The following is a 20,313-nucleotide window of genomic DNA, read 5'->3' as shown; positions in this document are numbered from 1 at the left end:
CATGACGAGCACCAGCCAGGACCTGACCGTCGACGTCATCATCATCGGCGGCGGTCCGACCGGCGAGAACGTCGCCGACCGCGTCGTCCAGGGCGGCCTGACCGCAGCGCTCGTCGAGCGCGAGCTCGTCGGTGGGGAGTGCTCCTACTGGGCGTGCATGCCGACGAAGGCCCTGCTTCGGGACGCGGCGGCGCTGCGTGCCGCCCGAGCGCTCCCGGCCGCCGGCCACGCGGTCACGGGCACGCTCGATCCCGCCGCCGTGTTCGCCCGGCGCGACGAGTTCGCGTCCCACTGGAAGGACACCGGCCAGGTCGAGTGGCTGACCGGTGCCGGGATCACCCTGGTCCGCGGCCACGGGCGCATCACCGGCACCCGCTCGGTCACGGTCACCGCCGACGACGGCACGACGACGAGCCTTCAGGCACGCCACGCCGTGGTCGTCTCCACCGGCAGCTCCTCCCTGATCCCGCCGATCCCCGGACTGGAGGAGGCCAAGCCGTGGACGAACCGTGAGGCCGCCGGCGCCCAGTCCGTCCCGGCTCGCCTGGCGATCATCGGCGGCGGGGTGGTCGGCGCCGAGATGGCGACCGCCTTCAGCGCCCTCGGGTCGCAGGTGACCCTGATCTCCCGCACCCGGCTCCTCCCGAGCGTCGAGAAGTTCGCGGGTGAGCACGTGGCCGAGGCGCTCCGGACGTACGGAGTCACGATTCACCTGGACACCGGCGCGACCGAGGCTCGGCGTGATGATGGCGGCGAGGTGCGGGTGACCCTCTCCGACGGCACCGAGGTGACCGCAGACGAGATCCTCGTGGCCACCGGTCGGGTTCCCAACACCAAGGACCTCGGGCTCGAGCACGTCGGTCTCGAGCCGGGCAGCTGGCTGAAGGTCGACGACGCCCTGGCCGTGATCGACGACAGCGGGCAGCTCGAGGACGGCTGGCTCTATGCCGCGGGTGACGTCAACCATCGAGCGCTGCTGACCCACCACGGGAAGTACCAGGCCCGCGCGGTCGGCGATCTGATCGCGGCACGCGCTCGCGGCGAGGAGCCCGACCTGAGCGCCTGGGGGCGTCACGCCGCCACCGCCGACGAGCGCGCCACCACCCAGGTGATCTTCACCGACCCCGAGGTCGTCGCCGTAGGACACACCGCCGAATCGGCCGAGGCGGCCGGCATCGAGGTCGGCGTCGTCGACTACGACCTCGGCTCGATCGCCGGAGCATCGCTGCACGCGGACGGCTACCGCGGCCAAGCGCGGATGGTCATCGACGAGCAGCGCAAGACCCTGGTCGGCTTCACCGCGGTCGGCCCGGACATCTCCGAGCTCCTGCACGCGGCCACGATCGCCGTCGTCGGCGAGGTCCCGCTGGACCGCCTCTGGCACGCGGTTCCCGCCTACCCGACCATCAGCGAGATCTGGCTGCGCCTGCTCGAGACGGCGGGACGCGATCGGTAGTGACGAGAACTCCAGCCCCCGCACTCGCGTGCCGGAGAGCCTCACCGGCTGGCGTCCGGCTCTACTCGACGTCGACCTAGTCCGGGGTCATCCCCGGGACGTGCATGCCGTCCGAAACCGCGGGTACCGCCGTTGGCAGACCACGGACGATGGAGGAGCCATGCCCAGCAAGTCCGCCAACGTGAAGAACGAAGAGCAGTATGAGGCGCTCAAGGACAAGGGGATGTCCAAGCAGCGCGCCGCCAAGATCGCCAACACTCCTGACGCCTCCAAGAAGGGCGGCAAGACGAGCGGCAGCGGAAAGAAGAACAACGACGGTAGCCAGGGCGGCACCACCGCCCAGAAGAAGAAGGCGGGTAGCAAAGGCGGCAAAGCGACCGCCAAGAAGAAGAGCTGACGTACGGGCCGCGGCCCTCCTCCGACGGCCGCGGCCCGCTCATCAGCTGGGCGGTCAGCCGCCCGGCTGAGTGACCCCGTCGACCGTCAGGGTGTAGCGCGCCGGGTCGGACACGCTCTCCGTCGGATCGTCGAACATCACGATCGCCGCCACGGTCTCGGCGGTAGCACCGATCGCGGCGTCGAGCGCGGCACCACTGAGGGTGCCGTCGAACGACTCGTCCAGCGCGAGCGTGTGCACCCATGCGGGCGAGCCCGCCGGGCCGTACGCCACCAGCTGGACCGTCCAGCCTTCGACCGGAGTCGGGTTGACCTGCGACATCGACTGCCAGCCGGCCAGGGTGTCGCTAGGCAGCGCGGTGCCGCCGACGGCGATGTCACGCACCCAGAAGCCAGCCTCATCGACCCCGGAGTCGGTGATGTAGCGGAACGCCACCAGCACGCTCTGCCCGCCGTACGCCGACAGGTCGGCACTCTGCTGCCGCCACCCTCCGGAGTCGCCGGAGAAGCCGGGCAGGTTGTCGACCACGGTCGGGATGGCACCCGGGTCGTGCTCGCTGGTCGTGTCGGCGGTGGCCAGGCTCTGCCAGGTCTCACCACCATCGGTGGAGACCTGGACGTAGCCGAAGTCCCAGCCGACCTCGGCGTCCCACAAAGCGTCGAAGGTCAGCGACGCCCCGCCTGCCGGCACGTCGACCGCTCGCACGACCGACCGGTCGAGGTTCGGCCCACAACCGGCGTAGAGCGCCGCCGCTCCGGTGCCGTCGGCAGGCGGCGAACCACAGCTGCTGTCGGCCGTCGTGGCGTCCGGCGGGGTGTTGTCGACCGTCCACTCGACCGGCTTGGGCTCCAACGCCGACGCCCCGTCAAAGCTGAGCGACTCGATCTCGCCCGCGGAGAGGTAGGCCCCGGCACCGTCGCGCAGGCGTACGTAGTCCGAGCCGTTCGGCGGTGCGCCGTTCTCGTTCCACGCCTCGGGGTTGTCCCAGTTGATCTTCGCGGACAGCGAGTCGGCCTGGAAGGTCGCCGCGTCACCGCCGTTCAGGTTGCCGCCGTTGGCGTCCAGTGCCGCGTCGAGAGCCACCATGGCGGCCCAGTCGTGGATCGTCTGCTGGGCGGAGACTCCCGCGCCGAACTGGTCCAGCACGACCTGGAGCCCTTCAAGTCCGCCCGCATCCTCACGGTGCAGCACGCTGAGGAACTCCGGACCGTAACGGCTGGCCAGGTACTCCGTGAAGGAGTAGACCGCGCCGTAGTCGCACAGCGTCTCCGGCCCGCCCTGGTCGCCCCAGCCGGTCAGCGAGTTCTCCGAGCCACCGAACGCCGGATCGAGATAGCCCATGAAGCACGCCAGGTGCGAGTCGGCGTCGGGGTCGTCAGGTGGGATGCTCGGGTCGACGTAGCCGACCAGGGTCTGGGCGTAGTCGGAGAGACCCTCGTTGATCCAGGAGACCTCGTCGGTGTCCTCGTAGTACTCCAGCAGGTGCTGGTACTCGTGCGCGAAGGTGCCCTCGTACAGCAGCGGCCGAGGTGCTCCGACCAACCGTCCGGGAGCGCTGTTCAGCTCCTCGTTGCAGGCGACGTACGCAGGATCGGTGCGGTCGTCCGGCGGGTTGGTGCCGGTGCGGTGCAGCCAGTCGAAGACATCGATGCTCATCACGTTGCGGTCGAAGTACTCGTTGAAGACCGAGTAGAAGAAGCCCGCGATGTAGGTCTGCCCGTCAGGAGTGGCGGGCTCGTAGAAGTTGGCGTCCCGGACGTTGTCGACCAGGACCACGATGTTGTCGCCGTCGCCCTTGTACTCCGAGGAGGGCAGGTTCGGGATCAGCCCCGGCAGGGTGGCCTGCTTGCCGTCCCGATCGGGTGGCACCGAGAACTCCTCCGACTCGATCGGGTAGATGGTGTTGTCGAACTCCGAGATGAAGTTCGAGACCTGGGCGTCGGTGACCTCGGTCAGGCCGAGGGCGTTGCGGCAGTCACCGTCCGGGAACGCCCGGTCGTCGGCGACCCACACCTCGATGTTGTCGCCGACGCCACGCAGTGTGTAGTCCTTGAGGTAGATGCTTCCCTGGGCGTCGTCGAGCCCCAGCCAGGTGCGGCTCTGGCCGACCTTCGCGGGACCCTTGGGTGCCTGCTTACCGGCCAGATCGCCCCGGTGCCGCTCGACGCCGAGACGCTTGCCGTTGTTGTAGTCCGACCCGGTCTCCTTGAGCTCCTTGGCGGCCCGACCTCGATCATCGTCCGCCGGAGGTGCACTACCGGCGGGTGCGCCGGGCAGCGTCAGGCCGAGGACGAGCGCTCCTGCGGCTCCCATGGTGAGGAGTCGCGTTCTCTTCCAACCACGCATGCGTGGTTCTCCCTCCACTCGTTCGTGCTGCGCCCGAGCTCGCTGCGGGAATGCGGCCGATGTGATGTACGTCACTGGCCACCGCCAAAGTCAAGCACCGTGCCTACGCCAAGGGAAGAGGGAATTACGCCCTGTTTGCGGAGCTGACGCCGAATTACCCCTGTTGGCGTAAGTAGCGGCCGAAATGAGGGACCGTGAAGGCGATCCGGCCGCGCTCGCCGGAGTAGATCAGGCCCTTCTTCATCAGCGCGTCACGCGCCGGGGAGAGCGACTGCGGCTTCTTGTTGAGGAAGGCGGCGACGTCGGCGGTGGCGACGGTGCCGATGTCGTCGGCGCCGAGCTCGACTGCGGCGTCGGCCATCGCCCGCAGGTAGTCCCGCTCCGCGGGGGTGGCGCGCTCGTAGCGTGAGCCGAAGAACCCGACCGCCAACTCGCGCTCGGCCTCAGGGGCTGCGACCTTCACGTCCTCCCGGGTGATCGGCGAGCGGGGCGCCTGGTCCCACACGGTCTTGCCGTAGGCCTGGATGAAGTAGGGATAACCGCCGGTGGCGGCGTACATCTCCGCGAGGGCGGCAGCTTCGAACTCGGCCTCCTCCTCACCCGCGGGAGCGGCGAGGGCGCGGTCGGCGGCGTCGCGCTGGAGACGGTCGATGCGCTGGTAGGAGAAGAGCCGCTCGGAGTAGGACTTGCTCGCCGAGAGCACGGCCGGCAGGTGCGGGAGGCCGGCGCCGACGACGATCACCGGCAGTCCCGACTGGCTGATCTCGTGGCAGGCGGCACACATCGCCGAGACGTCGTCGGGGCCGAGGTCCTGCATCTCGTCGATGAAGACGCCGACGCCCTTGCCCACGTCGGCGGCGAGCCCGCCGACGTCGGTGAGCAGCTCGACCAGGTCGATCTCTATGTCACCGGAGTCGGCCCGGCCCCGCACTGCCGGAGCTTCGATGCCCGGCGACCACTGCTCGCGCAGCTTGGCGTTGGGACCGGCCTCCCGCTGGGCGAAGGAGCGGATCACGCCGAGCACGTGGTCGACGTCGTCGGAGCTCGGATGACCCAGCTCGCGCACCGCCTGGTGCAGGGCGCTCGACAGCGGCCGGCGCAGCGACTGGTCGGGGCGCGCCTCCATCTTCCCGGTGCCCCAGCCCTTGCGGACCGCCGCCGACCGCAGCGTGTTGAGCAGGACGGTCTTGCCGACCCCACGGAGCCCGGTCAGCACCAGCGACCGCTCCGGGCGACCGCGCGCCACCCGCTCCAGCACCACGTCGAACTGCCCGAGCTGCTCGTTACGACCTGCGAGCTCGGGGGGCCGCTGACCGGCGCCGGGAGCGTACGGATTGCGGATGGGGTCCATGATCAGACGATATCCACATCTCTAGGACGCGTCTTAGATTTCGCTAGCGATCCACATCTTTCACGAGCGTAGGTCTCTATACGCCTTTCTAGGATCGATCCTAGAAAGGCGAAGATGCTCATATCGACCGCTAGCGTCGAACGTGTGTTCGATCGTAGCGGGATTTCCACCCTCCGCGCAAGCCTGACGATCTAGACTCGCGGACATGCCGGAACTCCCCGAGGTGGAAGCGCTCGCCGAGGACCTGCGCGGGCGCCTCGACGGCCGTGCGATCACGAAGGTGCACGTCGCGCAGTTCAGCGCCCTGAAGACGTACGATCCGCCGCTGAGCGCGGTCGAGGGCACGCTCGTCGACAACGTGACCCGCCACGGCAAGTTCATCGACATCGAGGCGAGCGGCGTCCATCTCGTGCTGCACCTGGCCCGCGGCGGCTGGATCAGGTGGCGTGACGAGATCCCGGCTGCACCGCCTCGCCCGGGATCGAAGTCGGGGCTGGCGATCCGGGTCGTGCTCGACGACGACACCGGGCTGGACATCACCGAGGGCGGCACCAAGAAGCGCCTGGCGCTCTACGTCGTCCACGACCCGCAGGACGTCCCGGGCGTCGCCTCGCTGGGTCCCGACCCGCTCGCCGACGACTTCACGCTCACCCGCTTCCGCGAGATCCTCGCAGGTCAGGGCCGCAAGCAGATCAAGGGCGTGCTGCGGATGCAGTCGATCATCGCGGGCATCGGCAACGCCTACTCCGACGAGATCCTGTGGGCGGCGAAGATGTCGCCGTTCAAGCCCGCCGAGATGACCGAGGAGGAGTCGGAGAGCCTCTACAACGCGCTGCGGACGACCCTCAAGGAGGCCGTCGAGCGCGACTCCGGCCTGGCGATGAGCGAGCTGAAGGGCGAGAAGAAGTCCAACCTCGCCGTGCACGGCAAGGCCGGCAAGAAGTGCCCGGTCTGCGGAGACACGGTCCTCGAGGTCAGTTTCGCCGACTCGAGCCTGCAGTACTGCCCCACCTGCCAGACCGGCGGGAAGCCGCTTGCCGATCGCCGGATGTCTCGGCTTCTCAAGTAGGCTTGACGGGTGACCATCCCCACCGTCGAGATCGCCGGAGTGCCCGATCCCCTGCCCGTGGCAGTCCTGGACGTCCGCGAGGCCGACGAGTGGGCCGCCGGCCACATCGAGGGCGCGACCCACATCCCGCTCCAGGAGCTCCCGGCGCGCCTCGGTGACCTTCCCGAGGGTCAGACCCTGGTGGTCTGCAAGGTCGGCGGACGCAGCGCCCAGGCGGTCAACTACCTCGCCCAGCAGGGTTTCGAGGTCGTCAACCTCGCCGGCGGGATGCTCGATTGGGCCGCCGCCGGGCGGCCGATGGTCAGCGAGACCGGCGCCGAGGCGTACGTCCTCTAGGACTCTGGCGGAGGACCGCCGAACGCCTCCGGGAGCGGAAGCCCGAGCGCCTTCTCCAGGCGGTCGAGGTAGTCGTTGCGACCCATCTCGACGACGCCGAGCGAGGCCAGATGGTCGGTGCGCCACTGCACGTCCAGGATCCGCTGGTCGATCGAACCCGCCTCGCGCAGCGCCGAGACCAGCCCGACGAGGGCGACCTTGGACGCGTCGCGGACCCGGTGGAACATCGATTCCCCGGCGAAGAGACCGCCGATGGCGACCCCGTAGAGCCCGCCGACCAGGCGGTCGTCCTGCCAGGCCTCGACCGAGTGCGCCCAGCCCAGCTCGTGCAGGTTGCCGTACGCCCGGCGGATCCGCTTGTCGATCCAGCCGTGGGGCCGGCGCGGGTCGGCGCACGAGGCCACGACCTCGTCGAAGCTGGTGTCGATCCTGACCTCGAAGTCCCGCACCGACCTGCGCAAGGACCGCGAGACGACGAGCCCGTCCAGCGGAAGTATGCCGCGCCTGACCGGCGAGAACCACATCATCGGATCACGCTGGGACTCCCCGGGCATCGGGAAGATCCCGTGCCGGTACGCAGCCAGGAGTGTCCCGGGCGCGACGTCCGCGCCCATGCCCACCAGGTCGTCCAGCTCAGCCCCGCCATGGCCCGCGCCCGGGTCCCGGAGGTCGGCAAAGGCCCACGGCGAGGGCTCGGGTTCGATCGGTCCCCCAAGATTCGCCACGACGAAACGTTATCGCCCCGCGCGGCCCCAACCACCACACACTTAAGATTTGCCTCATGATCGGTCCCAAGGCAGTGCTCACCAGTGCGGCTGGCCGGCTCGCACCCAAGGTCATCGAGTCCGCTCCCGGCGTGACCACCACCGTGGTCAGGCAGTCGCTGCACCATGCCATCGTCGGTGTCGGGCCGCTCCCGGGTGCGGCCGCGGCTGCCGAGAAGCACCTCAAGGACCACGACAACGACGTCGAGCTCGCGGTGAAGCACGTCATCGACAACCACGTGCGACTGGCCGGCGTGGGCGGCTTCGCGACCAACATCGGCGGTGTCGTCACCACGGCCATCACCCTCCCCGCCAACATCACCGGGATGGCGATCATCCAGTGCCGCATGGTGGCCGCGATCGCGCACCTTCGTGGCTACGACCTGACCGATCCCCGGGTGCGTAACGCCATCCTGCTCACCCTCCTGAGCGAGGAGAAGGTCGGCAAGCAGATTCAGGAGAAGAAGATCCCCGCCCCGCCGATGGCCATAGCGACCGCTCCGACCTACGACCGCGCGATCGATGCCATCGTCGCCTCGGAGGTGGCCCAGGAGCTGCTCAGTCGGGTCACCGGGAGGGGCATGATCTCCATGGCCGCCAAGCGGATCCCGCTGGTCGGCGGTGTCGTCGGCGCGGGGGCCGACGGGTGGATGACCTACCAGATCGGTCGCTACGCCTCGCGCGAGCTGCTGCCGCGTCACCCCGACAACCGCTGAGGCTCACAGGAACTTCACAGGTCCTTCCAACGTTCCTCAGAGCACGGAACTCCACACTGTTGGTGTCCGCTTGGGAGGAGCAGCAGATGACCCTCGACTCGACGTACGCCCCCATCAGCCCACCCCGCGCTGAAGGGGCCGAGGAGAGAGCTCACCTGCTCCTCCTGGGCGGCGTACCCGGCGCCGGGAAGAGCACGCTGATCCGCGACGTGGCCGGTCGGCGTCCCGAGGTACGCACCCTCGACTCGGAGACCCCGGGGCGCTGGCTCGCGGCACGGTTGCCGGAGGTGCCCTACAGCCTCTACCGGCCGCTGGTGCACCTGTGGCACGCGCTCGCGACCCTGGTCCTCGTGCTGCTCGGCCCGACCCCGAATCGTCCCACGCTCCTCGTCCACGACCCGGCCACCCGGCCCGGCCGGCGGGAGCTGCTCGGGCGGATCGCGCACGCCCGCGGCTGGCGTACGTCGCTGGTCATGATCGACGTGCCGCGCGTCGCTGCGATCGACGGCCAGTACGAGCGCGGGCGGCTGGTCCGCACGGATGCCTTCGAGCGTCACTGGGACCGCTGGACCGACGACCAGCCGCGGCTCCTGACCGCGGCGACCTTCGGCGACGCCGACGGCTCCTGGGACAAGGTCCACGTCTTCGACCGTGCCCGCGCCGCGGGACGGCTCGAGGCGATCCTCTGACGAGCTAGCGGCGGATGAGGCGGTAGACCTTCAGGACCGCCCGGCCCCACCAGCGACGCTCGAGACCCTCTCGGGCACGCTGCTTCGGCACCAGCGACCGGGTGTGCTCCAGCTCGGCGCGCAGCTCACCAACCTCGTCCTCCAGCCGGGCCTCGGACTTGCGCAGCCGGATGGCCTCCTGGAGAAGCGCGTCGATGGTGGCGACGCCGGCATCGAGGACCTCGCGCGAGGAGATGGTGTCCGGGTCGATGAACGGCTTGCCCGCCAGGTCAGCGGGGACCAGCAGCTCCTCCAGTCCACCGACCACGTCGTAGCCACGTCCCGTCAGCGCCTTGACCCAGCTCTCGGAGAGCGACTCGACCCACGGCAGGATCGAGGGGGAGAGCGCCAGGCGCGCGGAGTCGCGGCGCTTGGCCAGCGTGCGGTGGGCCAGGAACTCGCGTACGAAAGGCCGGTAGTCCGCCGGCTCGAGCACGGGCACGACAGCAAGGTTGATCTCGCGGAGCAGGGCCGCCTCGGGCACGCCGAGGGACGGGTTGCCGCGGTCGATCCCCTCGAAGTCGATGGTCAGGTCGTCGAGGCCGAAAGCGGTCGAGAACCTCTCCCACAGCAGCGACGAGGACGACCCCGGCGGCGGGACGGTGATCAGGTGGACGCGCTCGGGCGCAATGCCCTGGGTCCACCGGTCGAGGATGTCGGGCAGCTCCTGGACACCCCAGAACCACGATCCGATCCGTCCCTCGCGGGCGGGGTCGCGGATCTCCTCGAGGAACTCGGCGTAGGTCACGACGGAGCGGTGCTTGACGTTCTCCTGCCACTCGGCCGGGATCTGGCGGGCCAGGTCGCGAGCGGAGAGCATGATGTGGATCTCGGAGTCGCCCAGCGAGTCGAGTGCGTGCTTGGCCTGCTGCCAGGACGCGCTCGCCAGGATCTCGTGGGAGATGATCATGGTGCCGTTCTCGACGGCGCGTACCTTCTCCGCGAGTGCGTCCCAGGCGCCGGTCGCCTCCTCCTCGATGCCGCCCCAGGGCAGGTCCATCAGGTCGAGGGCCGCCAGGAAGTGGGCGTCGAAGCGGTCGGCGAAGTAGTGGACTCCCTGCTCGGCAAGGGACTCCCGGTTGTGGAAGAGGACGTCTTGCAGATAGGACGTGCCCGTCTTGGGGGTGCCGACATGAAGCAGCACGCGCCGCCCAGTCTCCAACGTTCTACTCCTCTAGGAACGCCCCGCCAGCAATGACAACGCGAGCGCCAACGCCCGGCACTCGTCGGGACCCTGGGTCGCCGTCCCCGAAGGGAGCAGCCGGTCAGGGTCTCCGTGGAGAGCGTATCCGGCTTCGACCAATGCATCACGTTGGGCCCGCGCCTGTGTTTCGACCCATTTCAAACTTTGCGGAGGTACGCCGACCTCCCGGGCGTCCGGAACGAGCGGTTCGAGCTTCTCCAACCGCGGTCGCAGCCGGTCGACCAGCAGCTTCCGCTGGGTCTCGAGATCAGTTCGTACGCTGAGAACCTGCCCGATCACGCGCGCGACCTCGTTGCCCTCGGCCGAGATCGACCAGGGGCCGGGCAGGCTGTCCACGCCGAGCAGGCCGGGCAGCAGGGCGGGGTCGGTGACGATCTCGACACGGTCCTTTCCGACCCGGCTCGCCCACCAGCGGGCGATCCTGGGCAGGTCGGCACGGGGGCCGAGCCAACCGCGCCACTGGGCGTCACGGATCCAGATGTGCCAGGGGTTCACCCGGTTGGTGAAGGTGCGGAACCTCCACGCACCGGCGGCGATCTCGTCCAGCGGTCCGCCGAGGACGTAGACGGTGTAGCCGTCGCCGCCGGGCAGCCTTCCCTGCCGCTCGAGCTCCTCGCGGATGGGCAGGGTGAGCCATGGCGAGCCGACCAGGCGATAGGGGAACTTCTCCTGTTCAGGCTCCGATTTCTTGGGTCGGCGAGCCCACGGTCGGCGGCGCGTCCGGGACGCGGTCTCCGGGGTGGCGAGCAGGTCCTCGGCGAGCAGCACGCTCGCCGCCCTCAGCAGCTCACGCTCAGACAGCGTCGCAGGATCGACCGGCAGCGGGCCGTACGTCCTCGTGTTGGTGTCCCCGAGCAGCGGCAGGTCGCGGCGGCCGCGGCCGGGCGGGCTCGTGCGCAGCAGAGCGTCGACCCGATCAGGGTCGGACGGGCCCGTCTCGTTGAGCCGCCGCAGCAGCTCGAGCATCTCGGCACCCGGCAGGTGAGCGGTCGTGAAGGGCGTGGCGGGCTCGGACCAGGATGTCCAAGGAGTCGTACCGCCCTCGCGCAGGTGCGCGGCCCAACCCCAACCCCTCGTGGGTGCCGGCGTGGCTGGCATCAGGAGCGTCGCCCCTTGACCCGCCGCATCAGGCTGGCAGCACGGGAGGCGACCGGGCGCTGGGGCGGGTCGGTGCGGGCGGCCTCGACGACGACCGCGACCAGGGCGTCGATCGCCGCGTCGGCGACGTCCTTGGTGCGCGGCGCGTCCGGGTCGATCCACTCGACGTCGGCGTCGGGTCGCTGCGGGCGGAGGTCGTCGAGGTCGCCGGCGATGTCGACCTTGGCGAGCTCGGCCCACTCGATCCACGAGTCCGCGACCTGGTCGGCCCAGTCGAAGGCGGTCGGCGGCATGGTGACCCGTTCACGACCGTCGCGATGGGCGAGGGTGCGCTTGGCGATCACCTCGGTCACCATGTGGCGGTAGTCCTCGCGGGGGAGCTCCTGCGACTCGAGCCGCGCGTTGAGCCGGCGCAGCAGCGTCGCCTCCGCACGGCCGAGCGACTGGTTGTGGCGGTCGCTGTCGATCGGGGTCCAGGACTCCTCGATCCCGACGACCTCGCAGAACCGGCGCCAGAGCACCTCGCTCGGCGCCCCGTCGTGCGGCACGGTGACGAGGTGCACGCGCTCCGGCGGCAGGTTGCGACCCCACCGGCTGAGCACGTCGGGCAGGCCATGCGTACGCCAGAACCAGGCGGCCGAGCGCGACTGCTTCGCGGTCTGCATCCGCTCGAGGTAGCGCGCGAAGGTGACCTTGCGCTCGCGCTGCACCTGGTCCTGCCACTCCGCCGCCAGGACGCGCGCGATGTCGCGGGCGGTGTAGACGATGTGCACTTCGGTGCGTCCGCCCTCGCCGAGGTCGGTCATCGCCTTCTCGACGCGGTCGGGCCTGGCGCCGGCGAAGAGGTGGTGGCTGATCAGGATCGTCTCGGACTCGTCGCGGCGCACCCGCTTGACGAGCGTGTCCCACTCGCCGTGGACGGTCTTCCGCATCCCGCCCCACGGGCGGTCGATCAGGTCGAGCGCAGGCCGGAAGAAGTCGGGCTGGCCGCCGACCGGGTAGAAGACGCCATGCTTCTCCAGGGACACCCGGTTGTGGAACAACCTGTCCTGGAGGTACGTCGTGCCCGTCTTCGGAGCGCCGACGTGGAGGAAGACTTTGCGCGCCATGATCCCGCTATTCTGCACCAAGTTAGTAGAGATTGTCGCGGCGGTCCGTCTTTTGTCACCCGGCCGTCACTCTTGGATGCAGTCTAGGGCGTGTCTCCAGCTAGGACCGCAAGGCACGTACGACGGCCGAGGGGCTCGGCCTGCCGAGGTGTCCGGCGAGCCAGCTGCTCGTGTCGGCGACCTTGTCGAGATCGACGCCGTGCTCGATCCCCAGGCCATCGAGCATCCAGAGCAGGTCCTCGGTCGCCAGGTTGCCGGTGGCTGACTTGGCATAGGGGCAGCCACCCAGGCCACCGGCGCTGGCGTCGTAGGTCGTCACACCGGACTGGAGGCCGGCGAGAGTGTTGGCCAGCGCTTGGCCGTACGTGTCGTGGAAGTGCAGTGCGAGCCGGTCGGTCGTGACGCCCGCGTCGCCGAACGCTTGGATCAGCGCCTTCACGTGGCCGGCCGTCGCGACGCCGATCGTGTCGCCGAGGCTGAGCTCGTCGGCGCCGAGATCCAGGAGCCGCTTGCCCGCCTCGACCACCTTTGCGATCTCCACCTGGCCCTCCCACGGATCTCCGAAGCACATCGACAGATAGCCGCGGACGGTCATTCCTTGGGCCTTCGCGCGGCTCATCGTCGGCTCGAACATCGCCCACTGGCCGTCGAAGGTCTGGTTGAGGTTCTTGTTGGCGAACGTCTCCGTCGCGCTGCCGAAGATCGCGATGTGGCGCAGGCCCAGCTCGAGCGCCCGGTCGAGCCCCTTCTCGTTGGGGACAAGCACCGGGAGCTCTCTGGCTTCGTCGCCGAGGCGGTCGACCAGCTCTTCCATGAGCTGTTTCGCGTCGGCCAGCTGCGGCACCCACTTCGGGTGCACGAAGCTCGTCGCCTCCACCGGACTCAGCCCGGCATCGAGCAGCCGGGTGATCAGCTCGGCCTTCACGCCGGTGTCGATCGCCGTCTTCTCGTTCTGGAGGCCGTCACGCGCACCGACCTCGTAGATCGTGATCCTGCTGGGCAGGTTGTCATGGCGTACGACTGCGGGGAGATCAGTCATGGTCGGCTCCTATCCGTTGAGAGTGTCGGTGCCCGGGGCCGAAACGCACCCCGGACACCATCTGACACCAGTTAGCGCAGCTGCTCGCTGATGTCGACCGTCGCGGCCGCGTCGTTGTAGCCGGTCGCAGAGACCGTCACCACCAACCGCAGCGCGCAGTTCTTGTAGCGGTCAGCCAGCGTGAAGCTCGAAGCCGTGCCGACCTGTTTGAACGTGTCCGAGCTCGACCCCGAGGCAGGCGAACGAACCTGCCACGAGTAGCTCACGTCGGCACCTGCCGGTGCGTTCACCGACGCGGTGAGCGTCTTCCCGATACGTACGTCACCGGTGATCGATGGCGCGAGGACGAGATCTCCGCGCTGTACGTCGACGGACGACGACACCGCCTTGCCCGACGCCCAAGTGTCCTTGCTCGCGGTGACCTCCGCCGAGATCGCGTGTCCGTAGTCACCGGGAACCAATTCGTACGTGGCGTTGGTGGCGCCATCGATGGCGGTTCCGTCGCGCAGCCACTGATAGGCGAAGGTCACACCGTCCGTGCCCCATGCACCCGGGTCGACGCCGAGCATCTCGCCCACCTGAGTCGTCCCGGTCACGGCCGGCGGCTGTGAGTTCGTCAACTGCCCTTGCGTCACAGCCAGAGGCTCTGTCGTCGCAACCCCGTCGAGGTAGCCGTACCACCGGATCGCGGTCACCCGCGCGCTGATCTCGTGGCCAGCGTCAGACTCCGTGAGGCGATACGTCTCGCCGATCTCCCCGTACCCGCCTCCAATCGGCTGGCCATCTCGCAACCACTGAATCTCCAAGTGGTCGTAGGTGCTCCAGTTGCCTGTGGAGACCAGGATCTCCTGGCCGACAGTTCCGGTGCCGAGGATGGCGGGAGCCTCGGTGTTCACGATGGCAATGGGCTGCCAGTCGAGATGCACGTCGCGGACGATCTCCTGAGCGGCGTCAGTCACGGTGAACTCGCCGGAGTATGTGGGGACACCGTCGTCAGGAGACCGAACCTTGATTCGGTAGGTTCCGAAGCCGAGCACGCCGGTGGTGTATCGACCCTGCTCGTCGGTCCGATAGTCGGCGTAGTTCTCCCAGCCTGAATCGCCCTGACGCTCCACCCACACGTACTCCGAAGCGAGCGGACCACCGTCGGAGTACGTGACGACGCCGGTGGCGCTCACCTCCGCAGCGAGCCCCTCGTCAACGGTTGTCGTCTCGCCCGCTCGCACAGGGACGGGGTCAAGGTCGTCGCTCGGGGCCCCCCAGTGATCGTGGTACCACTCGTCGCGGAAGCCAGCAGCGGAGAACGACATCGTGTAGTCGCCCACCGGGAGCCTGCCTATGGCGTAGTAGCCGTTCTCATCGGTGCGTGCGCTGCCCCCTCCGGAGCCGCTCATTGAATTTGCATTGACCATGGCGTTCGCGATCGGCTGGCCATTGGCATCCTTGATCGTCCCAGCGATCTGGCCGCCCAGGTACGCCGACAGGTCGGCGACTGCGCCGGCGCCCGTGACCACCTGCACATCGCGGGATAGATGGCCCTGATAGGCCCAGAGGTACGGGTCGTTGAACGTGAAGTTGATGCGGTGCTCGCCGGGATCCAAGCCGCTGATGACGTACGTGCCGTCCTCGCCGCTTGTGGTGGAACCCACCGGCTCCCAGTAATCAGTTCGAATCGCATTCACCGCGACGCCAGCGACCGGATTACCCGCATCATCGGTGATCGTTCCACGGATGCTTTCTCCCGGATCACGGGCGAGGACGGCATCAACCGGACCCGACTCGCCTGCGACCACGTCCGCGGCGAGGTCGAGGGAATCGACATCGTTGTAGAACTCACCGAGGAAGCGCTGGTAGTAGTCAGAGAACTCGATGCGGTAAACGTCGCCCGGAACAAGACCACGTGCTGTGTAGGCGCCATTGCCATCAGTAGTTTCCGCGGCCGACCAATCCCAGGATTGCGACCCGTCCGCGGCAAGTCCGGCTTTGTAGAAGTTCACGTTGACGCCATCTGCAGGCGCGCCGGACTCGTCCGTCAAGCTGCCGCTGATTGTGGACGCTCGGGTCAATGCAACATCGACTCGCGTTGCCGACGACGAGTCGACGACTGTGACATCAGTGGCCGAATCCAAACTCTTGGCGTTGTCGTAGTACTCACGCACAAAGGCCTGATCGGGATGCGCGTAGAGCAATCGGTAGACGCCAGGCGGCAGCGAGAGTTCATATGTGCCGTCGGCAGATGTGGTGGTCGTGATCACATAGCCCGTGGGGTCGGCCGGGTCGTCGAGGCACGGCCCCCAATAGGTGTAACCCTCACCCTCGGACTCTCCTTGAAGGCAATACGGAGAGACCGTGACCCCGCCGATCGGCGCTCCTGCATCCGCGTCGGTCACTCGTCCGGTGATCCCCTGGCCTTCCAACGCAGCCGCTGGGGATGCGCCCCCCAAGAGTGTCAGCAGGCCAACTGCGAGCAGAACAGCCAACGCTCCCGCGAGCGCTCTCAGTGATTTCATCTCGTCTCCCTTGATCGATGCCCGTCGGGGCATGGATCACTATGGCCGACGTCGCGATGGCCGTCGCGCTGTTTCTGCCCCTCGATCAGATGGGGCAGCAGGTTCGTCAAGCCTCCACAACGAACAGCTCGGAGCCGAGGGGAACCTGCGATCCCGCGGACGCACCGACCACGGTGATCGTGCCGGCGAACGGGGCCTTGAGGGAGACCTCCATCTTCATCGCCTCCATGACCCCGAGGACCTGGCCCTCCTCGACCTGGTCGCCGACCTGGACGCGTACGTCGATGACTGTGCCGGGCATCTTGGCCTCGACTGCACCGTCGCTGTGGTGGGCGGCGGCACCGGCGACGCGGTCGGGTGGGGAGAAGTCGAAGCGGTGTCCTTGGTGGACGATCTCGGCGAGGCCGGGCTGGACGTTGATGGCCGCCCAGTGGCGTACGCCGTCGGCGATGGCCACGAGGACGTGGTCGGCCGCGCTGATCTGCCTGACCAGGTGGTCATCCACGCGGCCGGAGGGGCGGTCGACGGTGACGCTGCGGTCGAGGTCGACGACGGTCGGCGCCGGGGAGCCGGCGAGGCGCCAGCCGTCGGCACGGAACGGCGTCGTGGTGTCCGAGATCGCCGACAGCATCGCGCTCACCCAGGCGACGAGCGCGCGCGGCACCTCGGGGTCGGGTGTGGGCACCTCGTTGCGGTCGAGCCAGGCGGTGTCGATCTCCGCGTCGCGGAAGGCGTCGGAGCCGGCCAGTACGCGCAGGAAGCCGGTGTTGGTGGTCAGTCCGAGGACGGCGGTCGCGTCGAGCGCCTTGACCATCGCCGTACGGGCCTCCTCACGGTCGGCGCCGCGCACGATGATCTTGGCGAGCATCGGGTCGTAGGCGGTGCTGACCACCTGCTCGCTCTCCAGAGCGTGCTCCACACGAGCGCGCTCGGGCCAGCGCACGATCGAGGTCCGGCCGGCCTGCGGCAGGAAGCCCTCGAAGGCGTCCTCCGCATAGACCCGGACCTCGATGGCGTGGCCGTCGATGCGTACGTCGTCCTGGGCGATGCCGAGCGGCTCACCGGCAGCGACCCGGAGCTGGAGCGCGACGAGATCGGCTGCGGCGCCATCGATGCGTACCGCCTCCTCGGTGACCGGGTGCTCGACCTGGAGGCGGGTGTTCATCTCCAGGAAGTACGCCTCGCCGGACGCCTCATCGAGGAGGAACTCGACCGTCCCGGCGCCGGTGTAGTCGACCTGGCGGGCGAGCGCGACGGCGCTGGTCAGGACCAGGTTTCGCTGTTCGTCGGTGAGCGTCGGGGCGGGCGCCTCCTCGATCACCTTCTGGTGGCGACGCTGGACCGAGCAGTCTCGCTCGAAGAGGTGGATGACGTTGCCGTGGGTGTCACCGAAGACCTGCACCTCGATGTGGCGGCCACGCTCGACGTACTTCTCGATCAGCAGGGTCTCGTCGCCGAACGAGCTCAGCGCCTCGCGGGCCGCAGCCGCGCGGGCCTCGTCCAGCTCCTCCGGCGAGCGGACGATGCGCATGCCCTTGCCGCCACCACCCGCCGCGGCCTTGACCAGCAGCGGATAGGGGCTGTCCTCGCCCCGCGGAACCACGGGTACACCGGCCGCGACCGCGATCTCCCGGGCCGCGTCCTTGCGGCCCATCTGCTCGATCACCTCGGGCGTCGGACCGACCCAGGTCAGCCCGGCCTTCGTCACCGCCCGCGCGAACTCGGCCCGCTCGGAGAGGAACCCGTAGCCCGGGTGGACGGCCTCGGCACCCGCCTCGGCGGCGGCCGCGACCACCGCGTCGGCGTCGAGGTAGGACGCGACCTCGACGGCCTCGTCGGCGTCGCGTACGTGGGGCGCGTCCGCGTCGAGCGCGGTGTAGATCGCGACTGTCCGGATCCCCAGCTCACGACAGGTGCGGAAGACGCGTCGCGCGATCTCGCCGCGGTTAGCGACCAGAACACTCTCGAACATCCAAGACTCAAACATCCCAGGCTCAAACATTCCAGTCACATCCTGAAGATTCCGTAGCGGGGTTCGGGGGTCGGCGCGTTCGCCGCCACCGCGAGCCCCATCGCGAGCACCCGTCGGGTGTCGGCGGGGTCGATGATGCCGTCATCCCACAGGCGCGCGGTGGCGTAGTAGGGAGAGCCCTGGGTCTCGTACTGGTCCCGGATCGGCGCCTTGAACTCCTCGTCGTCCGGCTTGCCGGCGACGGTCGCGAGCACAGAGGCGGCCTGCTCGCCGCCCATGACCGAGATCCGCGCGTTGGGCCACATCCACAGGAAGCGCGGGTCGTACGCACGCCCGCACATGCCGTAGTTGCCGGCCCCGTAGGACCCGCCGATGACGACGGTGAACTTCGGGACCACCGAGCAGGCGACGGCGGTGACGAGCTTGGCGCCATCGCGGGCGATGCCCTTGTTCTCGTACTCCTTGCCGACCATGAACCCGGTGATGTTCTGTAGGAACACCAACGGGATGCCGCGCTGGTTGCACAGCTCCACGAAGTGAGCGCCCTTGAGCGCCGACTCGGAGAAGAGGATGCCGTTGTTGGCGACGATGCCGACCGGCTGCCCCTCGATGTGGGCGAACCCGCAGACCAGCGTCTCGCCGTAGAGCGCCTTGAACTCCTGCAGCTTGGACCCGTCGACGATGCGGCGGATCACCTCGCGTACGTCATAAGGGGTCTTCGTGTCGGCGGGCACCACGTCGGTGAGGGTCTCGGGAGACTCGACCGGCTCGTCGTAGGCCTCGACGGGCCTCGCGTCCTGGGCGGGGAGAGTCGAGACGATGCCACGGACGATCTCGAGCGCGTGCTTGTCGTCGTCGGCCAGGTGGTCGACGACGCCCGACTTGGTCGCGTGGACGAGCCCGCCGCCGAGCTCCTCGGCGGTGACCTCCTCGCCCGTGGCCGCCTTCACCAGCGGCGGACCACCGAGGAAGATCGTGCCCTGGTCGCGCACGATCACGGTCTCGTCGCTCATCGCCGGCACGTAGGCGCCACCGGCGGTGCACGAGCCCATCACGGAGGCGATCTGCGGGATGCCGCGCGCGGACATGTTGGCCTGATTGAAGAAGATCCGCCCGAAGTGCTCACGGTCGGGGAAGACCTCGTCCTGCTTCGGCAGGAACGCACCGCCGGAGTCGACGAGGTAGATGCACGGGAGGTTGTTCTCGGCCGCGATCGTCTGCGCTCGCAGGTGCTTCTTGACCGTCAGCGGGTAGTAGGTGCCGCCCTTCACGGTCGCGTCGTTGGCCACGATCATGCACTTGCGGCCACTCACCAGCCCGATCCCGGCAACCACCCCGGCCGATGGCACCGCCCACTCGTCGCCGTCGTCGTACATCCCGTACGCCGCCAGCGGACTCACCTCCAGGAACGGTGACCCGGGGTCGAGAAGTCCGTCCACCCGGTCACGCGGAAGCAGCTTCCCGCGGTCGGTGTGCCGTTGCCGGGAGCGTTCGCTCCCCCCTTGCCGTACGCGCTCGAGCCGCTCTCGCAGCTCGAGCGTCAGCTCGCGCAGATTCGACGCCATGGACCGAGGTTAACGTTCATTAACCTCGGGTGACAAGCCCCACACCGAAGTCACCCTCCGCGGAGGGGACTCGGCGGCTACTCGGCGAGGGCGCCTCGGGCCATCTTGGTGAGCACCGCGCGGGTCGCTTCCTCGGGGAGGACCCGGTTGTGAGGGGTCGAGTTGATGAGGCCGAAGACGGCATGGGCCATGGCGCGGGCGCTGTCGAGAGCCAGGCCCGGGTTGCGGTCGCGGAGCTGGTCGGCCCAGAGGTCGACGTACTTCCGCTGCAGGGTGCGCACCTGCTCGCGCGCCTCGTGCGGGAGCGACTCCCAGTCGCGCTCCTGGACGACGATCAGGGCCCGGTCGCGCAGCGCGAAGTCGACGTGCCAGTCGATCAGCGCCTCGATGGCCTCAGCGGTGCCCGAGGCGCCCTTCACGCGGGCGCGCCCTTCGCGGAGCAGCTCCTGGGAGATCGAGACGAGCATCTCGGCGAGCATCGCGTCCTTGCTCGGGAAGTGCTTGTAGAGCGCCGGGCCGGAGATGCCGCAGGCCGCGCCGAGCTCGGAGACGGAGACTCCGTGGAAGCCGCGGGCCGCGAAGAGCTCGGCCGCGGTGTCCAGGATCTGCTCGCGCCTGGTCTTCGTCGGGGCCGATGTCATCGCACGAGGTTA

Annotated in this window: 17 protein-coding genes; 6 read left to right on the top strand and 11 right to left on the bottom strand. The window is 68.8% G+C overall.

Annotation, left to right across the window (positions count from 1 at the left end; genetic code table 11):
• Window position 1: 1 nt before the first annotated feature.
• Together AB0F44_RS11410 and AB0F44_RS11405 are read left to right on the top strand one after the other, a co-directional pair.
• Entirely contained in the window at window positions 2-1,456 is a 1,455-nt protein-coding gene (locus AB0F44_RS11410) for an NAD(P)/FAD-dependent oxidoreductase (RefSeq protein ID WP_357355437.1), read from the top strand.
• Between the two features lie 160 nt (window positions 1,457-1,616).
• Window positions 1,617-1,853 carry a hypothetical protein gene (locus AB0F44_RS11405; RefSeq protein ID WP_350662857.1) on the top strand — a complete coding sequence of 79 codons (237 nt, stop codon included), beginning with the start codon at window positions 1,617-1,619 and terminating at the stop codon, window positions 1,851-1,853.
• Between the two features lie 54 nt (window positions 1,854-1,907).
• Here AB0F44_RS11405 and AB0F44_RS11400 read toward each other — a convergent pair whose 3' ends face one another.
• Together AB0F44_RS11400 and AB0F44_RS11395 are read right to left on the bottom strand one after the other, a co-directional pair.
• A complete protein-coding gene (locus AB0F44_RS11400; RefSeq protein WP_357355434.1) occupies window positions 1,908-4,166 on the bottom strand; it encodes a choice-of-anchor J domain-containing protein in 2,259 nt (752 codons plus the stop codon).
• A gap of 187 nt (window positions 4,167-4,353) precedes the next feature.
• Entirely contained in the window at window positions 4,354-5,550 is a 1,197-nt protein-coding gene (locus AB0F44_RS11395) for an ATP-binding protein (RefSeq protein ID WP_357355432.1), read from the bottom strand.
• A 205-nt stretch (window positions 5,551-5,755) separates the two neighbouring features.
• Between AB0F44_RS11395 and AB0F44_RS11390 the strand changes: the two genes are divergently transcribed.
• Window positions 5,756-6,619: a DNA-formamidopyrimidine glycosylase family protein gene (locus AB0F44_RS11390; protein WP_357355430.1), complete on the top strand. Its 864-nt coding sequence runs from the start codon at window positions 5,756-5,758 to the stop codon at window positions 6,617-6,619.
• A gap of 9 nt (window positions 6,620-6,628) precedes the next feature.
• On the top strand, window positions 6,629-6,955 hold the full coding sequence (locus tag AB0F44_RS11385; protein WP_350662849.1) for a rhodanese-like domain-containing protein: 327 nt from the start codon (window positions 6,629-6,631) through the stop codon (window positions 6,953-6,955).
• Here the strand turns inward: AB0F44_RS11385 and aat are convergent.
• Complete coding sequence (gene aat, locus AB0F44_RS11380; protein ID WP_357355428.1) at window positions 6,952-7,680, bottom strand: leucyl/phenylalanyl-tRNA--protein transferase; 729 nt, start codon at window positions 7,678-7,680, stop codon at window positions 6,952-6,954. The two genes, AB0F44_RS11385 and aat, sit on opposite strands and share 4 nt — an antisense overlap.
• A gap of 56 nt (window positions 7,681-7,736) precedes the next feature.
• On the opposite strand from aat, the gene AB0F44_RS11375 reads away from it, so the two are divergent.
• Window positions 7,737-8,435: an EcsC family protein gene (locus tag AB0F44_RS11375; protein ID WP_357355426.1), complete on the top strand. Its 699-nt coding sequence runs from the start codon at window positions 7,737-7,739 to the stop codon at window positions 8,433-8,435.
• Between the two features lie 86 nt (window positions 8,436-8,521).
• A complete protein-coding gene (locus tag AB0F44_RS11370) occupies window positions 8,522-9,124 on the top strand; it encodes an AAA family ATPase (protein WP_357355424.1) in 603 nt (200 codons plus the stop codon).
• Window positions 9,125-9,128: 4 nt separating this feature from the next.
• On the opposite strand, the gene AB0F44_RS11365 is transcribed toward AB0F44_RS11370, so the two are convergent.
• The 8 genes from AB0F44_RS11365 to AB0F44_RS11330 all read right to left on the bottom strand — a co-directional run bounded on the left by AB0F44_RS11365 (window position 9,129) and on the right by AB0F44_RS11330 (window position 20,301).
• Complete coding sequence (locus AB0F44_RS11365) at window positions 9,129-10,325, bottom strand: hypothetical protein (RefSeq protein ID WP_357355422.1); 1,197 nt, start codon at window positions 10,323-10,325, stop codon at window positions 9,129-9,131.
• A 12-nt stretch (window positions 10,326-10,337) separates the two neighbouring features.
• Entirely contained in the window at window positions 10,338-11,465 is a 1,128-nt protein-coding gene (locus AB0F44_RS11360) for a hypothetical protein (RefSeq protein ID WP_357355420.1), read from the bottom strand.
• Window positions 11,465-12,574, bottom strand: coding sequence for a hypothetical protein (locus tag AB0F44_RS11355; protein WP_357355418.1), 1,110 nt, complete (start codon window positions 12,572-12,574; stop codon window positions 11,465-11,467). The genes AB0F44_RS11360 and AB0F44_RS11355 overlap by 1 nt, the downstream gene beginning before the upstream one ends.
• Window positions 12,575-12,674: 100 nt before the next feature.
• Window positions 12,675-13,613 (bottom strand): hydroxymethylglutaryl-CoA lyase, encoded by a 939-nt coding sequence (locus tag AB0F44_RS11350; RefSeq protein WP_357355416.1) that lies wholly within the window; start codon window positions 13,611-13,613, stop codon window positions 12,675-12,677.
• Between the two features lie 71 nt (window positions 13,614-13,684).
• The gene (locus AB0F44_RS11345; RefSeq protein ID WP_357355414.1) at window positions 13,685-16,123 is read right to left on the bottom strand and encodes a carboxypeptidase regulatory-like domain-containing protein; all 2,439 of its coding nucleotides are present in this window, start codon (window positions 16,121-16,123) and stop codon (window positions 13,685-13,687) included.
• Between the two features lie 106 nt (window positions 16,124-16,229).
• Entirely contained in the window at window positions 16,230-18,095 is a 1,866-nt protein-coding gene (locus AB0F44_RS11340) for a biotin carboxylase N-terminal domain-containing protein (protein ID WP_357355412.1), read from the bottom strand.
• 35 nt (window positions 18,096-18,130) lie between these two features.
• The gene (locus AB0F44_RS11335) at window positions 18,131-19,660 is read right to left on the bottom strand and encodes a carboxyl transferase domain-containing protein (RefSeq protein WP_357355410.1); all 1,530 of its coding nucleotides are present in this window, start codon (window positions 19,658-19,660) and stop codon (window positions 18,131-18,133) included.
• 77 nt (window positions 19,661-19,737) lie between these two features.
• Window positions 19,738-20,301 carry a TetR/AcrR family transcriptional regulator gene (locus AB0F44_RS11330; protein WP_357355408.1) on the bottom strand — a complete coding sequence of 188 codons (564 nt, stop codon included), beginning with the start codon at window positions 20,299-20,301 and terminating at the stop codon, window positions 19,738-19,740.
• Window positions 20,302-20,313 lie beyond the last annotated feature (12 nt).

Source organism: Nocardioides sp. NPDC023903 (assembly GCF_040639295.1).
Lineage (GTDB): Bacteria > Actinomycetota > Actinomycetes > Propionibacteriales > Nocardioidaceae > Nocardioides.
The sequence above is the reverse complement of the archived record's forward strand: the minus strand, read 5'-3'. Positions and strand labels throughout refer to the sequence as shown.

What these genes read in the sequence shown, in the direction of transcription:
- AB0F44_RS11410 (WP_357355437.1), top strand. Translation starts at nt 2, where the DNA reads ATGACGAGCACCAGCCAGGACCTGACCGTCGACGTCATCATCATCGGC.
- AB0F44_RS11405 (WP_350662857.1), top strand. Translation starts at nt 1,617, where the DNA reads ATGCCCAGCAAGTCCGCCAACGTGAAGAACGAAGAGCAGTATGAGGCG.
- AB0F44_RS11400 (WP_357355434.1), bottom strand. Translation starts at nt 4,166, where the DNA reads ATGGGAGCCGCAGGAGCGCTCGTCCTCGGCCTGACGCTGCCCGGCGCA.
- AB0F44_RS11395 (WP_357355432.1), bottom strand. Translation starts at nt 5,550, where the DNA reads ATGGACCCCATCCGCAATCCGTACGCTCCCGGCGCCGGTCAGCGGCCC.
- AB0F44_RS11390 (WP_357355430.1), top strand. Translation starts at nt 5,756, where the DNA reads ATGCCGGAACTCCCCGAGGTGGAAGCGCTCGCCGAGGACCTGCGCGGG.
- AB0F44_RS11375 (WP_357355426.1), top strand. Translation starts at nt 7,737, where the DNA reads ATGATCGGTCCCAAGGCAGTGCTCACCAGTGCGGCTGGCCGGCTCGCA.
- AB0F44_RS11370 (WP_357355424.1), top strand. Translation starts at nt 8,522, where the DNA reads ATGACCCTCGACTCGACGTACGCCCCCATCAGCCCACCCCGCGCTGAA.
- AB0F44_RS11360 (WP_357355420.1), bottom strand. Translation starts at nt 11,465, where the DNA reads ATGCCAGCCACGCCGGCACCCACGAGGGGTTGGGGTTGGGCCGCGCAC.
- AB0F44_RS11355 (WP_357355418.1), bottom strand. Translation starts at nt 12,574, where the DNA reads ATGGCGCGCAAAGTCTTCCTCCACGTCGGCGCTCCGAAGACGGGCACG.
- AB0F44_RS11350 (WP_357355416.1), bottom strand. Translation starts at nt 13,613, where the DNA reads ATGACTGATCTCCCCGCAGTCGTACGCCATGACAACCTGCCCAGCAGG.
- AB0F44_RS11345 (WP_357355414.1), bottom strand. Translation starts at nt 16,123, where the DNA reads ATGAAATCACTGAGAGCGCTCGCGGGAGCGTTGGCTGTTCTGCTCGCA.
- AB0F44_RS11340 (WP_357355412.1), bottom strand. Translation starts at nt 18,095, where the DNA reads ATGTTCGAGAGTGTTCTGGTCGCTAACCGCGGCGAGATCGCGCGACGC.
- AB0F44_RS11335 (WP_357355410.1), bottom strand. Translation starts at nt 19,660, where the DNA reads ATGGCGTCGAATCTGCGCGAGCTGACGCTCGAGCTGCGAGAGCGGCTC.
- AB0F44_RS11330 (WP_357355408.1), bottom strand. Translation starts at nt 20,301, where the DNA reads ATGACATCGGCCCCGACGAAGACCAGGCGCGAGCAGATCCTGGACACC.